General features: G+C 33.8%; 10 protein-coding genes and 1 pseudogene. 9 read left to right on the forward strand and 2 right to left on the reverse strand.

Annotated elements, in window-relative coordinates; genetic code table 11:
* Positions 1-423: 423 nt before the first annotated feature.
* Entirely contained in the window at positions 424-3,063 is a 2,640-nt protein-coding gene (locus tag PLX19_RS11920; protein ID WP_272188825.1) for a YhgE/Pip domain-containing protein, read from the forward strand.
* Positions 3,064-3,182: 119 nt separating this feature from the next.
* Here the strand turns inward: PLX19_RS11920 and PLX19_RS11925 are convergent.
* Positions 3,183-5,057, reverse strand: a pseudogene (locus PLX19_RS11925) (DNA topoisomerase III); the annotation flags it as partial.
* A 141-nt stretch (positions 5,058-5,198) separates the two neighbouring features.
* Between PLX19_RS11925 and PLX19_RS11930 the strand changes: the two are divergent.
* The 7 genes from PLX19_RS11930 to PLX19_RS11960 all read left to right on the forward strand — a co-directional run bounded on the left by PLX19_RS11930 (position 5,199) and on the right by PLX19_RS11960 (position 16,992).
* The gene (locus tag PLX19_RS11930; RefSeq protein ID WP_272188826.1) at positions 5,199-6,446 is read left to right on the forward strand and encodes a tyrosine-type recombinase/integrase; all 1,248 of its coding nucleotides are present in this window, start codon (positions 5,199-5,201) and stop codon (positions 6,444-6,446) included.
* Positions 6,430-8,376: a helix-turn-helix domain-containing protein gene (locus PLX19_RS11935; RefSeq protein WP_272188827.1), complete on the forward strand. Its 1,947-nt coding sequence runs from the start codon at positions 6,430-6,432 to the stop codon at positions 8,374-8,376. Before PLX19_RS11930 ends, PLX19_RS11935 begins: the two co-directional genes overlap by 17 nt.
* Positions 8,366-10,003: a site-specific integrase gene (locus PLX19_RS11940; RefSeq protein ID WP_272188829.1), complete on the forward strand. Its 1,638-nt coding sequence runs from the start codon at positions 8,366-8,368 to the stop codon at positions 10,001-10,003. Before PLX19_RS11935 ends, PLX19_RS11940 begins: the two co-directional genes overlap by 11 nt.
* Entirely contained in the window at positions 9,990-10,679 is a 690-nt protein-coding gene (locus PLX19_RS11945; protein WP_272188830.1) for a hypothetical protein, read from the forward strand. Before PLX19_RS11940 ends, PLX19_RS11945 begins: the two co-directional genes overlap by 14 nt.
* Positions 10,680-11,114: 435 nt before the next feature.
* Positions 11,115-12,635: a class I SAM-dependent DNA methyltransferase gene (locus PLX19_RS11950; RefSeq protein ID WP_272188831.1), complete on the forward strand. Its 1,521-nt coding sequence runs from the start codon at positions 11,115-11,117 to the stop codon at positions 12,633-12,635.
* Complete coding sequence (locus PLX19_RS11955) at positions 12,625-13,896, forward strand: restriction endonuclease subunit S (RefSeq protein WP_272188832.1); 1,272 nt, start codon at positions 12,625-12,627, stop codon at positions 13,894-13,896. The genes PLX19_RS11950 and PLX19_RS11955 overlap by 11 nt, the downstream gene beginning before the upstream one ends.
* Complete coding sequence (locus PLX19_RS11960; RefSeq protein ID WP_272188833.1) at positions 13,897-16,992, forward strand: type I restriction endonuclease subunit R; 3,096 nt, start codon at positions 13,897-13,899, stop codon at positions 16,990-16,992. It begins immediately after the preceding gene.
* A gap of 292 nt (positions 16,993-17,284) precedes the next feature.
* Here PLX19_RS11960 and PLX19_RS11965 read toward each other — a convergent pair whose 3' ends face one another.
* On the reverse strand, positions 17,285-17,515 hold the full coding sequence (locus tag PLX19_RS11965; protein ID WP_074555634.1) for a helix-turn-helix domain-containing protein: 231 nt from the start codon (positions 17,513-17,515) through the stop codon (positions 17,285-17,287).
* Between the two features lie 133 nt (positions 17,516-17,648).
* On the opposite strand from PLX19_RS11965, the gene PLX19_RS11970 reads away from it, so the two are divergent.
* The gene (locus tag PLX19_RS11970) at positions 17,649-17,903 is read left to right on the forward strand and encodes a transposase (protein ID WP_272188835.1); all 255 of its coding nucleotides are present in this window, start codon (positions 17,649-17,651) and stop codon (positions 17,901-17,903) included.
* Positions 17,904-17,975: the final 72 nt, after the last annotated feature.

Raw genomic sequence — 17,975 nt, forward strand, 5'->3', positions numbered from 1 at the left:
AAAGGCAACCACCGTACAAAATACGGAGTGGTTGCCTTTTTTATTACATTTCATATATAATCTTCAATATTGAACGTAAAACTAAAACGGTCAATTTGTTTGTATATTTCATTGGAATTATCATATAATGATGTATACAGTTTTTTAGGACCGTATACGGTTCAGCACCGTAACATGGGATTGTTTTTTTGAAAATGAATCATTTTTAATACGCGTAACGGAGAGTGGCGACTCCTGTGAGACCCCGCAGGTTGCTCTCACCTGCGGAAAGCGGAGTGTACATCTATATGTCCCCCTCTCGTTTGGTGATGAACTAACATATACATCGTTTCAGTTAAAGTTTTCTAAAAATAATGTTATAATGGCGAAATGTATGTATGAACTTGGAAAAAAGAAAAAACATATGATTAGGTGATTAATAATATGAAACAAATATGGCGTATTTATACGACAGACATAAGGAATGTAGCAAGGCACTGGGCTGCAATTGTTATCATCATAGGGCTTACGATTTTACCATCGCTCTATGCGTGGTTTAATATTGAAGCCTCGTGGGACCCTTATGGGAATACGAAAGATGTTCCCATTGCAATAACTAATGAAGACAAAGGTGCAAATCTACGAGGGAAAGACATTAATATAGGGAAAGAAGTCGTGGATTCCCTAAAAAAAAATAAAAACCTCGGTTGGAAATTCGTTGATGAGAAGACAGCGATACATGGCGTGAAGCATGGTGATTATTACGCAAGCATTACGATTCCAAAAGACTTCTCAGAAAAAATTGCAACGGTATTGGATGAGAATCCGCAAAAGCCAGAGATTCAATACTATGTAAATGAAAAGGTAAATGCCATTGCACCAAAAATCACTTCAAAAGGTGCGTCTGGTATTGTTGAAGAAATAGGCAAAAATTTTGTCAAAACAGCAAATGGTGAGATTTTCAAAATCTTTAATGAACTTGGCATTGATTTAGAAACAAACTTACCAAGTATCGAAAAGGTAAAAGATCTCGTTTTCAAATTAGAAGCGCAAATGCCAGAAATCAATAAAGTGGTGGATACAGCATTAACAGATGCTGGCACAGCGCAGGATCTTGTCAAAACAGCACAAGATACGATGCCAAAGGTTGAAAGTATTATTCAAGATAGCCAGCAGCTAACGAAAAATTTAGATTCGTTCTTTGCAGCAAATGATCAAACGTTGGATGAGGCACCAGCGGCGATTAAGAGAGACTTAACGTATGCGAAAAAAGCTGCTGATGGTACGGTGCAGATTACGGATTTATTAAAAGATCCGTTGAAAAATGTAAATAAGGAAACGATGAAAGAGCAAATTAAATCTGTGCAAGGAATGGTGAATGGAATAAAGGAAGTTTCGCAAAAGATTCCTGGTTATACAGATAGGGCAAGAAAAGTTTTAAATAAAGCACCAACTGCGGAAGAACTCAAACCGATTGTTGAAGGAATAGATCAATTATCTACAGGAGCTATCGACCAGATTGATATAGCTATTAAAAGCTTACAGGATTCTAATCAACCTGATAAAGATGTGCGTATTAAAGAATTAGAACAATTAAAAGAATCATTAAATGCAATCAAGAAAAAGTCAAAAGCAATAACAGAAGCAGCGAATGATCTCAATAAGAATAAGCAGTCCATTGAAAATGATTTAAACCGAATCGATAGTGCGGCAAAAGAGGCTGAAGGGCTTGGAGATAGTGTTATTAATGCTACAAATAATGCGATGAATATCCTTGATAACGGTGTAGGTGATAAAGGAACTTTAGAACCGATGAAACAAGGACTATACGACGTTCAATCTCAGCTTCAAAAGGGAATTAATCTGATTGACGGAATTATCCCTGTATTAAATAGCGCAGATAAGCTTGCTGGTGACGCGGGGAAAACGACAACTATTCCTGAGAAGGTAGCAAAATTAAATGATATAAAAGCAACAATGCAAAAGGGAATAGATGTAGCGAACAAAGGCATTGATATGATCAATAAAGGAGAACGACCTGCAAAAGATATTGTAGAAAGTTTAAACTCCCTATCTAAAGGGGCATCCAACACATTAGGTGGTATTTTAGATCGATACGACTCTGAAATTGTTCCAAGTTTCAACGATGCAATTGCTAAAACGAAAAGAATAAACAAAAACACAGCAGATGTTTTAAACACAGCGAATGCAAAGTTGCCTGATGTGAAGAAGTTATTAGAGGATGCATCAAAAGGGTTAGTTCTTGGCAAAGACAAAGTTGAAAAAGTAAAAGCAGAGCTTCCAGAAGCTGAGAAGAAAATTAAAGAAATTGCTAATAAAATTCGCGAATTTGAATCACAAGAAGATTTAAAAGACATCATTCGTTTATTAAAACATGATGTCGAGAAACAAAGTGATTATTTCGCAAGTCCAGTAAACTTAAAAGAGAACAAATTATACCCAATTCCAAACTACGGTTCAGCGATGTCGCCGTTCTACACAGTGTTAGCGTTATGGGTAGGGGCATTGCTCATGGTGTCATTATTAACAGTAGAAGTACATGAGGAAGATGCGGAGTATAAAAGTTATCAAATTTACTTCGGCCGTTTCTTAACATTCTTAACGGTCGGTCTTGCTCAGGCATTTATCGTAGCAATGGGAGATATGTTCATACTGGGCACTTATGTAGTTGATAAATTCTGGTTTGTCCTATTTAGCATGTTAATTGCTGGAGTGTTCGTTTGTATTGTATACTCACTTGTTTCTGTATTTGGAAACATCGGTAAATCTATGGCAATCGTGTTACTTGTATTACAAGTTGCTGGTTCAGGGGGAACATTCCCAATTCAAATGACGCCGAAGTTCTTCCAAGCGCTTTATCCATTCCTGCCGTTTACGTATGCAATTCGTATTATTCGTGAGACAGTGGGTGGGATGCTTTGGGGTATTGTATGGAAAGACCTTCTCGTATTATGTATATGGGTAGTTGTCATGCTTATTATTGCCTTGGCCCTGAAAAAGCCAATTAATAAGTCGAGCGAAAAGTTTGTAGAAAATGCAAAAGGAAGTAAGATAATTCATTAATAACAAAAGGTTCCTGCCAATTGGTAGGAACCTTTTGTTTATGAAGAGTTATGTTGAATAACGTCGAAGCGCCGATATATTAGTGGGCATGGAAAAAGGAGTTGGCAAGCCAACTCCTTTTAATCAAACTTCAATTTCTTTAATGCTTCTGCTAATGCATTATTCAGAGGTTCTTCCTGCTGTTGTTGCTGTTTCATGTATTTTTGAACGGCACGTTTATCTGCTTTGTTACCTGATTCTTTTTTACGACGTTCTTGGAATGTAGAAAGCTTTTCGCGATAGCCGCATTTACATGCGAAGATTTGGCCTTCTCCTTCACCGCGAAGTTCTAGTTTTTTCTTACATTGCGGGCAGCGTGCGTTTGTCGTGCGGGATACATTTTTACGATGGCCGCATTCACGATCTTGGCATACAAGCATTTTTCCTTTTTTACCGTTTACTTCTAGTATTGGTTTGCCGCAGTCTGGGCAAGTTTTTGTGGAAATGTTGTCGTGCTTATATTTTTTATCGCTCGATTTAATTTCGGAAACAATTTCTTTTGTGTAGTTTTTCATTTCGGAAATAAATACTTCTTTTTTCAATTTGCCTTTCGCAATGGCCTCAAGTTTTTGCTCCCACTCAGCAGTTAGTGTAGGGGATTTTAACTCTTCTGGTACTAAATCCAGTAATTGACGGCCTTTTGATGTAATGTGAATGTCTTTACCACGTTTTTCAATTAAGAACGAATTGAACAATTTATCAATAATGTCAGCACGCGTAGCAACTGTACCTAGTCCGCCGGTTGATTTTAATGTGTCTGCAAGCTGTTTGTTTTGCGTGTCCATGTACTTTGTTGGATTTTCCATTGCTGAAAGTAATGTCGCTTCATTAAAGCGTGCAGGTGGCTTCGTTTGACCAGCTGTCCCTGCAATTAGTTTTACGTTTAATGTATCGCCTTTTTCGATGCGAGGTAAAATTTGTTCCTTCAAGTCGTCTACTGCATCGTCATCTTCAAAGCGATTTTCATATACTTCTTTCCAGCCAGAATTCACAATTGTTTTGCCGCGTGCGACAAAATTTTCATCACCGATCTTTGCACGTAACGTTAGTTGTTCGTATTCGAAGGCAGGGAATAAAACTGCTAAGAAACGTTTTACAACTAAATCGTAAATTTTGCGCTCCTTATCTGCGAAAGCTGAGAAGTTTACATAGCTTTCTGTTGGAATGATTGCATGGTGATCACTTACTTTACTATCATCAACAAAAGATTTAGAAGCTTTGATTGGTTTCGTTAAGACTTTATTAGCTAAAGAACGATACTCACCTACTCCGCAAGCTTTCAGACGTTCTGGAAGTGTTCCTACAATGTCAGATGAGATATAACGTGAATCTGTACGCGGATATGTTAATACTTTGTGCTGTTCATAAAGTTTCTGCATAATATTTAATGTTTCTTTTGCAGAATAACCAAAAATTTTATTTGCATCACGTTGTAACTCTGTTAAGTCATAAAGACCAGGAGCAAACGACTTCTTAGGTTTTTTCTCAATTTCTACTACAGTCGCATTTTGCTTTCCTAATTTTTTCACAATCGCATCAATTTTTTCTTTATTAAAGCTGCGGCTATTGCCTTTCGCATCTTGCCAAGTGAGCTTTAACTTCTCTGTTGTTTGTGCTTCAATACCGTAGTAGGTTTGTGCTTTGAAGTTTTTAATTTCGTCCTCACGCCCTGCAATAATTGCTACAGTAGGTGTTTGGACACGACCGCAATTTAATTGTGCATTGAATCTTGTAGTTAATGCACGTGTTGCGTTAAGGCCGATATACCAGTCAGCTTCCGAACGGGCAACAGCTGAAGCGTATAAATTGTCGTACGCTTTACCTGGCTTCAAATTGGCAAAGCCATCTTTGATTGCTTTATCGGTAACAGATGAAATCCATAGACGTTTAATCGGCTTATTAATTCTAACTTTATCAATAATCCAACGAGCTACTAATTCACCTTCACGACCAGCGTATCTCCATAATAATGTACAATAAAAATATACTCAATATTAAATGAATTCAAATAAATTTAATTATTAGGTTTCACAAGGGTATAGGGAGATGATAAACTTTAAAATGCATTGTACATAATTAATAAGGGAGGAAAGTTAATGGGGGAATTAATCTCAGTAAAAAGTGTGAATGAAAACTTTAAATTTATAATACAGCCAATTTGGATTGATTATGTAATTGAAGAAAACCAAACAGTTAAAGAGAAACAACATATTTCATTAATTGCCCTTAAAAACATCAAAAAAGACACATATGTAATTCATCACCTTAGTAATTTTATTATTGAAAGATGGGGGTATAAGTCATTTAATACTCAGAAAAAGCATGCTACAAATATAGTGAAGTTTTTAAACTACTTAATAAAATATTATCCAAGTTTGAAAATCAAAAATTTAACAGAAGTGACTATTTCACATGGCTCAGCATACTTAAATTGGTTGGGTACCAATGGGGTTTCCCAAGATACTGTTAAAGACGCTGAAAGAACCCTAGTGCACTTCTATACTTGGGGAATAAAAAAATTACTATTCTCAAAAGTTAGTTTAACTGATTTTAAACAAGAAAAAAGCGAACACAATACGTTATATTATAAATCTCCTTTTACAGTGGTTTATCCAAAAAAGAAAGTCAAAGAAATTGAACACATTTTACCATTTGAATATATACCATTATTTTTAGAGATTGCCTCTACACACACTCCCAGAATCGCTTTAGGAATATATCTACAAATATTTGGAGGACTGCGAGTTTCAGAAGTAGTTAATTTAAAGCGTACACAAATTTCAAAATCCATAGCAAATAAAGAGTTGATATTAAAAATAGAAAACCAAAATTTCAGAACAGATTTAAAAGAGCATGCCTCAGTAAAGAAGACACGATCTCAGGTAGCGTTAGATGTGAATGGTTGGGGAACGACCTTGATTCGACAGCATTTAAGGTTATACTCCTCTAAACAAACTAATGCTTTGTTTTTAAACACCGATGAACAACCGATGTCTGGTAGAAGCTATAGACAGTACTTCGAAAAATGTAAAATTAAATTAATATCCACCTTAGAAACTTCAAATAATATTGAACATCGCTTAGTATCCCAGCATTTAAAAAGTATTAAATGGTCTACGCATATAGGACGGGGAACATTTACAAATCTTATTGCAAATGAAGCACAAAACCCTTATGAAATTGCACATTTACGAGGTGATTCTAGTTTAGAATCTGCACTCTCTTATATGGCTTCAACACCACGAATGCACAAAAAAATTGAAGAGAAATTAGATAATATGCATGAGAAATACATTCCTAAGCTTATTGAAAGGAGGTTGAAGGGCTATGATTCAATTGAATAAAGATTATTATTCAATTAAAGAAGCTTCGGAGATTCTTGGTAGGAGTATTCATACGATCTATAAACATCTTTATTCAAAAAACTCTACCCAAAAAATAAATGTAAAAAAAATAAATGGTCGATTATTTATCCCTAAAGAAGACCTAATGAAATACAAACAGTTTATAAATGAGCGTGATAGTATTGTAGAGATTGACTGTGAATATGCGATAAATAAAATATCTAACGAAACACAACAAAATAATTTGTTTATGGATACTCGAACTTTATTTATAACGTATTCACGAGCTTACTTTAATAAATGTACAGGATCTACAGCTCATAAAACAGGTACTATTAGTCAATTTATTAATTTTCATAACAAACTCCAAAGAAACTTATCTAGAGAAATTTTCAAAAGCGATATAGAGGAATTAAATCAATTATCATTAAAAGAAGGTTTGTTTACTTCAAAAGAAAGACTGTTATTTACTAGGTTTCTGTCGTATGCATTAGATCAAAAAAATATACCTCAAAAGAATAAATTGTTAGCTGTTCAAAAGAATAAAAATAAAGAACAGGAAATTTATTCGGCTTCAACTTTTAATCAAATATATAAGCATGTACAAAATATAGAACTTCATATCGAAAAAAGTCTTAATAGCAGACCGTATGCAAATATGTGGGTGTACGTTACTTTATTATGCTGTGACTTTATACGAGGAAGTGATTTAATTCGTAATACACCCAACTTAAATTTAAAAGAACTTGGCATTCAAGAATCAAATTTTCACACTGAAAATTTCACATTAAATGAACATCAAATTCAAATGATAATTAAAACTTTGTATCTTGCTTTTAGAAATAAGCGGGCATCTAAAACTAATGAGATACTTACTTTCTTAGTACCTTCAAACTTGGAGAAACCACTAGCTTATGCATTAGTTTTATCGGAGCGATTAAGAGAAACTAATACATTACAGTTAGAAACTTTTATTGAAGGCAAGTATCGTAAAACTAAAACCCAAGGTAGAAGAGGAACACATTCAAATTTCTTTGAAGGTTATAAAGAGTTTGAAGGGTTTAGATTTAGTAGCTTAATAATGAACCGTTCTTTGGCAACATACTTATATGGATCAGTAACTGAAGGAGATGCCTTTGATTCTGAACTAGCACTAACTTTAGCAAAAAATGCAAGGTCACATAAAAACGAAGATACCACAAAAACTTATATACAGCTAATGAATAAAGATGGCTCCATTGGAAGGGTTTCTATCAATATTTTTCGAAGAGGAAATTTTGGGTGGTTATATGAGCAATTATTAAGATTTACGTATACCGATAACTATAAAACCTTAAGCCTAGAAGATAGAACAACTATTGTGGAAGAAGTAAAAGAACATTTTTCTCTTAAGGAAATTGAGTCAATAGCTGCTTATGTTTCTGATTATTTAACCCCTGCCTTTATAGAGGAGACTGATAATGATTCGGTTGTGGAAGTAATGAAAGCAATCTATGAAAAGCGATTAAAAGTTATACATCAAGTTATGCGTTTAAATAAACAGCAATTACATGAGTTGTTTTCGAAAATATCAATTTATTCTATGCCATCTAAAATTGAACATGCACAATGTTTAGTATTTCCAAATTGTGCTTATCCAGCTTTAATGAATTGCATGTATTGTGAATATGTCCTTCCACAAAATTTGATTCTAATTCAATTAAATCAGGAGATTCTAAGACTCCTAACTTCAATACAGGGAAGTGATAATGAAAATCTTTTAAAAAGGCAAAGTCGCTTTCTACTGCAATGTTTATTGATACTGAGTGAAGCTAATAACACTTTCGGTAAAAGTTATGTAAAAGCTTATGTAGATGTTAATCAAATCAATGGTTTATTGAAGCGATATGCTCACAAAATCTATTTGCCAGGAGTTGAATATGGAAATTAGAAAGCTTTTAAATGAATCGAGTTTTTATAAGATAGAATCTATTCAACAAATTTCTAAAGATGATTTGTTATTAAAAGACTATAAACAGATTTTTGATGGTTTAGTCGAAAGTGAGGTTATAAAAAGTAACTCTTTTGAAGAAAATCAATGGTTTGTTTATGATCCTTTATCACAATTAAATTTACAAATAAGGTTTGATTTAATTAGTTATCCAAAAATTAATGAACATTTAAAGTTTTATATGTTGCTCAGGCTTATATCAGGTAAGAGGCCTAAAACTATTTATGATGAGTTAACTTCATTACGAAAGATTATACTTAGTTCGCAAGGCTTTGAAAATTTAACTCAATTAAAAAGTGTACTAGCTGAGAATATTGAGAAGTATAAATACTGTGGTTATCATATGGTTAATGCTACGTCTAATTTTATCGATTTCTATAGGATTGATAATTATCAAGAAATCCTTAATATTTGCTCAAATATGCCTAAATACCCTCAAACATCCAGAGATTTACCTGATTTTCAAGATGTACTTGAATTAGATGATATCATTAACCATTATTTTAAAAATCATACTGTAGAAGAAACTATAAGTTACACGCCAATTTTAGTCTGGTGGCTACTTACTAATACATTGCCTATACGCCCAAGTGAACTTCTAAAACTCAAAAAAGATTGCCTATCTTATGATGACAGTAAAAATGAACCCTATACACTTTCGGTTCCGCGAATAAAAAATAAGTCTGCAACCATTGGCTTTTCTATGAAGTATGATTCAGTTGTAATTGACCAGAAAACATATCAATTTTTAGTAGAAGTCAGGGAAAAGGTAAATATGTATTTTCCTTACTCCGAATATTTTTTTCCATCAGAAATGTTCAGCTTAAATTATAAAGTTAAAAGAAAAAAGCAGAATCCGATAATGAATTTACGAAATTTTCTTGATTTAAAAGATCGATTCTATAAATTAATCGTAGAAGAGAAATATGGACGATACAATTTAGAACGCGTGAAAGCTGGTGATACTCGTCATTTTGCTATCATCAATATGTGTTTGCAAGGTTTTAGTATGCACAATATCGCTACACTAGCTGGTCATACGGAACTTAAAGTTACGCAAGGTTATTTTAGTCATGCTAAACATTTCGTGCAATCGTATGTATATAGGCTGGCTCAACTAAAGCTTGAAACAGAGGTTGGCTATAGAATGGACAATTCTATCATAGGATGGAAAAAATATATTGTTCATAAATCTAACATTGAGAGAGAGAAGATAACCGAAATACACGTAGGTAGAGTTCAATACGGCTTATGTTCAGAGCTTAAAGAGAATTTCCCAAATACTTGTATTGAGTTTTGCGAGTTTTGTCCAAAATATATTTTCTCACCTAGTATAAATGAAAAAGACGATGCTATTAAGTGGCTATCTAGTCATTCTGAAGATTTAAAACAGCGAATTGAAGAAGCTATTTCACTTTTAGAAAGTTTATTTTCATTGCCACAAAGACATGGTTATGACTTAAATACAGTTGAAAGAAAATCAGCAGCCAAAAGGTTACAATATTATATGGAATTGAAATCTAAAGTAGATGCTAATATTGCAGGTGATATGAATGGTAAATGCTAAAAGAGGTAAACCCCAAAAATGGTCTGATGAGGATTTAAAGCAAATTGCTTTAGAAGTTAAATATAAACAACCTAATCTTAAATTAACATCGCTATTATTAGAAAAGGAAACGGGAATAGGGAGGAATACTTGGAGTAGGCGAATGAAAGAATTTATAAATCATTTAAATTCACCGGTTCATATCCCTAAGCTAGATGAGAGTGGGATTATAACTATTCCTAGTGTTGAAGAATTGTTTTTAAAATATGGTACTAATACAATAGAATTAAAAAATGAGATTGCAAAGTTATTAAACATTATTAGTGATCTCTATACAGACGCTAAAAAATTAGCAACACTTGAAGAATCAATGCCAAAAATGCAGTTAGAAATGCAGCAATTAAAAGAACAACTATCTAAAGTGACAGCTCAGAAGACTCACTACGAAGCACTCTATAATCAAATTGTTGCTGAAAGTTATTTCCCTCATTTATACGGACAATCAGAAAAGTTAAAACAAGCTAATGTGAAGGCAGAAGTTATTACCTTACCGAATCAGATTTCACAAGTCTTAGAATTAAACAGTCCTAATAAGGTTTTTCAAAATGAATCAGCAAATTTAAATACTGTTGATGTAAATAATAAAAAAATAGAAAAGCTTAATGAGTTATTTAATTTAGATTGGGAAGATAGCTAGAGTAAATCCAAAAAATAAATTTTATAGAATTACTCTTATTTATTAATTTAGGTTTAATTCTTACTATGTAGTTTATATTTGAAATAAAGTCGTGATGTTTATAAAAAAGATATGATTCTTTATCACTTCAAGTAAAGAATTCTAAGGGAGTTTTGAACAACCTTTTTTATAAAAATGAAAGTTCATTTAAAAAGAAAAAGATTCATTTTGATTAAAATTTATTCAAAATGAATCTTTTTAATTAGCTATAAAAAACGTTTTTAAAAGATGTTTTTACTCAAACTTTATTTTAAATCTACATGGAGAAGTATCACAAGACTTAGAACTGTTATAATAGCTATATTGATGTGAAAAACTTATAAATGAAAATATATGAAACAAAGAAATTGATCATGTCCTATGTGATGTTTCATAGAGTATCGAGGAGGCAGCAAAATGGCGACAGCAAACTTAGGCTTTGAAGAAAAGCTATGGCAAATGGCAGATAAATTACGTGGATCGATGGATTCAGGTGAATATAAAAACGTTGTATTAGGATTGCTATTTTTAAAATATGTATCGGATGCTTTTGAAGAAAAATACGGGGAATTAAAAGCGGATGAATGGGCAGATGAAGAGGATCGAGATGAATATGTAGCAGAGAATATTTTCTTTGTGCCTCAAGAAGCACGTTGGACATTCATCAAAGACAATGCGAAAAAACCTGAAATTGGTCAATTAATCGATGCAGCGATGGTTGCAATTGAAAAGGAAAACTCTTCACTTGTTGGGGTACTACCAAAATCATTTGCACGTCCAGAGTTAGATAAAACACGTTTAGGTGAGACAATCGACTTATTTTCATTCAAAGTCGGTGATGAAGAAAGCCGTTCAAAAGACATTTTAGGTCGTGTATATGAATATTTCTTAAGTAAATTTGCAAGTGCAGAAGGAAAAAATGGTGGCGAATTCTACACTCCTTCAACTGTTGTTCAATTACTTGTTGAGATGTTAGAACCGTTTAAAGGGCGTGTATATGACCCTGCTTGTGGTTCAGGTGGTATGTTTGTTCAATCATCGAAATTCGTCACAGAACATCAAGGGCGTATCGATAATTTATCAATCTATGGTCAAGAATCGAATCCAACAACATGGAAACTTTGTAAAATGAACTTAGCAATTCGTGGTATAGATAGTAACTTGGGAGCTCACAATGCAGATACATTCCATAATGATCTACATAAAGGGTTGAAAGCCGATTATATATTAGCGAACCCACCATTTAATATTAGCGATTGGGGTGGTGAAAAATTAACAGATGATGTTCGTTGGCAATATGGCATTCCACCAAAGGGAAATGCGAACTATGCGTGGGTACAGCATATGATTTCAAAACTAGCTCCAGCAGGTACAGCAGGCTTCGTTTTAGCAAACGGTTCAATGTCTTCTAATGCAGGTGGTGAAGGAGAAATTCGTAAAAACTTAATAGAAAATGATTTAGTGGAATGTATCGTCACTCTACCTGGTCAATTATTTTATTCAACGCAGATTCCAGTTTGCTTATGGTTCGTGTCGAAAAATAAGGTGAAAACAGGGAAGCGTGAACGTAACAATAAAATTTTGTTTATCGATGCACGTAATCTAGGTTTTATGGCAGACCGCACTCATAAAGAATTTAGTGAAGAGGATGTTAAAAAAGTTACGGATACTTTCCATGCTTGGAGAGGTACAAATGAACAAGAATATATGGATGAACTAGGCTTTTGTAAAGAAGCAACACTTGAAGACGTACGTGGTAATGATTATGTTCTAACTCCTGGACGATATGTAGGTTTAGCAGAACAAGAAGATGATGGTGAACCATTTGAAGAAAAAATGGTTCGTCTAACAGGGGAACTATCAGAGCAATTTGTGACATCAAAAGAGTTAGAAGAACAAATTCGCCGAGTATTAGGGGGAATTGGGTATGGGATTTAAATCGGTCAGCTTAGATGATTTAGTAGATTTTTGTGTGGATAACAGAGGTAAAACATGCCCAATAACTGATACAGAAAATGAATATTTACCTTTAATAGCTACCAATTGTATAACGGATAGATTATATCCTGTATTTTCTAAAATTCGTTCTGTGGATAAAGAAACATACTTAAATTGGTTTCGTTCGCACCCACAACCAGGAGATATTATTTTTGTAAATAAAGGTACACCAGGGAAAGTAGCAATGGTGCCTGATAAAGTGAATTTTTGTATTGCACAGGACATGGTAGCCCTAAGAATTAAGCCTAAATTTTATAATTATTATATTTATGCAGTATTGAATGATCCGAATGTGAAAATGCAAATTGATAACATGCAAGTAGGTACACTGATTCCGCATTTAAAAAAAACAGATTTTAAAAATCTGAAATTAAATATTTTTGAGGATTATGAAAATCAAAAAAAAATTGGTGATTTTTATATGAATCTCTGTAAAAAAATTGAAGTGAATTATTCGATTATCAATAAGCTAGAACAACTTTCTCAAACCCTTTTCAAACACTGGTTTATCAATTTTGAATTTCCAAATGAACAAGGACAACCGTATAAATCAAGTGGTGGCGAAATGGTGGAAAGTGAATTAGGAGAGATACCTAAAGGGTGGCCAGTTTATAAATTAGATGAATTTGTAGAAAGTATTTCTACTAGTATTAAGAAAAAAGAACAACCACTTGCTAGATTCTTAAATACTTCTGATATTTTAAACGGAGAAATAATGCATAAAGAATTAGATGAAGTTGCAAATATGCCTGGACAAGCGAAGAAATTAATTCAAAAAGGCGATATTTTATATAGCGAAATCCGCCCTAAAAATAAACGACATGCTTACATTAGTTTTGATTCAGATGAATATGTAGTTTCTACAAAATTGATGGTTTTACGCGTCAATGAAACTGTATACTCGGGTAAAGTTTTATATCAGTGGTTAGCTAGCGATACGGTAATCAATGAATTTCAACAATTAGCAGAAGATCGTTCTGGAACATTCCCACAAATTACTTTTTCTACAATTGGTCATTATAAGTTTGCAATTCCACCAATTGATATAAAAGATAAATTATTTAATCCTTTGGAATTAATGCTAGATAAAAGATTGAATTTGATAAATGAAAATAAAAAGCTCGTAGAACTCCGCGATACACTTCTGCCAAAACTATTGTCAGGAGAAATCGAAATACCCGATGAATTGGTGGTGGATTAGTTGTTTAAGTATAACGAATCAGAGTTAGAAATAGCAGCACTTGAATGGTTAGAAGAAATGGATTATGAAATTGTCGAAGGTCCAGATATTGCACCAGATGGTGATTACGCTGAGCGTGAAAGCTTCCATGATGTTGTGTTAGTTGACCGATTACGTGATTCGTTACAAAAGATTAATCCGACGTTAGAGCGAAAAGTCATTGAAGAAGCGATTCAAAAGATTATTGCAAATGCTTCTCCAAACATCGTTCTCAATAACAAGCAATTCCATAAATTTATAACAGACGGTATTGAAATACAAACACAAGGTAAAGATGGTTACAATCCAACTGTATCAGTGTATGTATTCGACTTTGAAGATCCTAAAAACAATGATTTTATGGCTGTGAACCAGTTTACAGTCATTGAAGGACAAGCCAATAAACGTCCTGACATTATCGTGTTCGTCAATGGGCTGCCACTCGTTGTCATTGAACTTAAAAATGCAACGAATGAAGATGTTGATATTACCGATGCTTACAATCAACTGCAAACGTATAAACAAGCTATTCCCACATTATTCCGTTACAATGCATTCTTAATTGCGAGTGATGGTATTAATGCGCGTGTTGGTTCATTAACCGCGAATGAAGAACGTTTTATGAAATGGCGTACGGTAGATGGTGAAACACTAGCTAGTCCTGCTGAGCCACAACTTGAAGTGATGATTAAAGGAGTGCTTGAGCCTAGTCGTTTGCTTGATGTTGTACAAAACTTTATTTTATTTCAAACTGATGGTGTCGATACATTCAAAATTTTAGCAGCGTATCACCAATATCATGCTGTAAATAAAGCCGTTGAAAAAGCAAAAATTGCAACAGCACAAGATGGTGACCATAAAATTGGTGTCGTGTGGCATACGCAAGGGTCAGGTAAAAGTTTATCGATGGTATTCTATGCTGGGAAGCTTATTAAAGTGATGAACAACCCAACACTTGTTGTATTAACTGATCGAAACGACTTAGATGATCAACTCTATAAAACATTCTCAATGTCCAAGGATATTTTACGTCAAACACCGAGCCAAGCTGAATCACGTGATAGTTTACGAGAGTTATTAGGTGTGGAATCGGGAGGAATTGTTTTTACCACACTTCAAAAATTTGTACCAGATGAAAAGACCGGAGAAATGCCATGCCTAACAGATCGTACAAACGTTATTGTAATGGCTGATGAAGCACACCGTTCACAATATGGTTTTAGTGCAACTGTTACAAAAGATAATACGAAGTATGGCTTTGCCAAGTATGTACGCGATGCTTTACCAAATGCCTCATTTATCGGGTTCACTGGTACACCTGTTGAAGCTAGTGATAAAAATACACCTGCCGTATTTGGTGATTATATTGACGTGTATGATATGTCACAAGCTGTCGAAGACGGCGCAACGGTAAAAATTTTCTATGAATCACGTGTTATACCACTGGAATTACCAGAAGGATTATCAATTGATGATGATTATGAAGATATTACCGAAGACCAAGAAACATCTGTTAAAGAAAAATTAAAGTCAAAGTGGTCACGTCTAGAAGCAATTGCAGGTGCAGGGTCACGTGTTGAAAAAATGGCACAAGATATCGTACATCATTATGAAGAGCGTCAACAAGCGATGTTTGGTAAATCGATGATTGTCGTGATGTCACGTAGAATTGCTATCGATTTATATAAAGAGATTGTGAAACTGCGTCCAGACTGGCATTCAGATGATGACGATAAAGGAGTTATTAAGATCGTGATGACTGGCTCATCAAGTGACCCAGCCGAATGGCAACCATTTATCGGCAATAAAAAACGTCGTGAATTTTTAGCACGTCGTATGAAAGACAATGATGATCCATTAAAAATTGTCATTGTCCGTGATATGTGGCTTACAGGCTTTGATGTACCAGCAATGAATACGATGTATATTGATAAGCCGATGAAAGGTCATAACTTGATGCAAGCCATTGCACGTGTTAACCGTGTATTTAAAGATAAGCCGGGTGGTCTTGTTGTTGATTATATTGGTATTGCAGATAATTTAAAAGAAGCCTTAAAACAATACACAGATAGCGATCGTAAAACAGCAGGGGTTGATACAGCTTTAGCGGTTGATGTGATGCTAGAGAAGCATCAACTTGTATTGGAAATGCTACACGGACACGACTATTCAGGTTATAAATCTGAAAAATCATCATTTCGCATTAAAGCGATTGTTAATACAATGGATTATGTTATTGGTTTAGGTGAAGATGAAAAGAAACGCTTTTTAAATACAGTGACAGAGCTTGCGAAGGCATATGCACTATGTGCGACAACGCCAGAAGCAGAAGAATTGAATGATGAGATTGGTTTCTTTAAAGCAGTTAAAGCGAGCATTGTGAAAACGATCGGTGATGGAAGTAAAAAGAAAACTGGATCACAGATGGATGCCCAAATCAACCAACTTATTTCGAAATCGGTCATTTCTGAAAATGTTGTCGATATTTATAAGGAACTCGGCTTAGAAAATCCTGATATTTCAATTTTGTCTGATCAATTTTTAGAAGATGTTAGAGCATTACCTCAAAAGAATTTAGCAGTAGAATTATTAAATCGTTTGTTAAATGGCAAAGTGAAAAATGTTCAACGTAGTAATCTTATCCAAGCGCGTAAATTTTCAGAGATGTTACAGAACTCACTAAATAAATATAATAAGCGTACTATTGAAACATCTAAAGTTATCGAAGAATTAATTGAGTTAGCAAAAGAAATGGATGCAGCATACAAGCGTGGCGAACAAACTGGTATGGTTAAGGAAGAAATCGCTTTCTATGATGCCCTTGCTTCACATAAAACTGCTGAACAAGTTTTAGGCGATGATACGTTAAAAATTATTGCGCATGAATTAACAAGGTCAATCAAAGAAAACATGAGTATTGACTGGAATTTACGTGAATCCGCTCGTGCGAAAATGCGTATAACTGTTAAACGACTGCTTAAAAAGTATGGTTATCCACCTGATCTTCAAGAGGATGCGATTGAAATTGTAATTGAACAGGCAGAGCGGATGTCAGAACAATTAGTATTAGAATTATAAGTTAGTAACTAGATACGAAATTGCCTTCGTATCTAGTTTTGAATAATTAGCAAATTAAAGTTTTATTGTATATGCTACATATAGTTATTCTGGTGTTTTATGTTATTTGTTTTTTTACATTAATATCCAACATTGTTCCTCCTAGTAAGTAGCAAGAATACCCCTTAACAATAATCCTGCTCGTTACTTTAAGTACAATTCTTCATAATCTCATCTTAACTTAAAATAGCTATGCTCTTTTCTACAGGAAGAACCGAAAACGACGTTTATGATAACGTCTTAGAGAATTTTATTACTGAGAATTTATCAGTTCTTCCATTTCTTTAATTAATTCATGTGGAGCAATATTTAATACCTTACATATAACAAATATGGTAGATATGCTTGGTTGTCTTTGAGCACGTTCAAGTAACCCAATATAAGTTCTATCTAGATTACATTGAAGAGCTAATTGTTCTTGCGAAAAATTAGCTTTTTTTCTATGTTTTCTTAACACTTCACCGAAAGCTTTTGGGATTTCCATGACATCACCTCTTAGTTAATTAACTAAGAAAAATGGCATTTCAATCGACCGACTATAGTCATCAAAAGAAGGTGGTGATACAATAATAAACTATCTAGGTAATAAAATTTTTACTAGAAAGGGTTTTTAAGTAATGACAAATAAAAAATATGAAGAACGCTTTAAAAAAGAAATTGCAAGGTTACACATTGAAGGAAAATCTGTTACGGATTTAAGCATTGAATATAATATATCTCCTACTTCTATTTATAAATGGATTAAGCTATATTCAAAACAGCAAGTGATAGTTACTCCAAAGCAGTTTAATGAGGTTTATAGAGAGAATAAGAAATTAAGACAGGAAGTAGAGATTCTTAAACAAGCTATGTCAATTATGACTGCCAAATAGAAGGGGTTCCTTACTGTTCTTCTTGAAAACTGTGGTATATTAAACGGTATATAGTTAGTAAAGGAGTTTGAA

The sequence above is a fragment of the Bacillus sp. BP-3 genome (genome assembly GCF_028401955.1).
Classification (GTDB): domain Bacteria; phylum Bacillota; class Bacilli; order Bacillales; family Bacillaceae_G; genus Bacillus_A.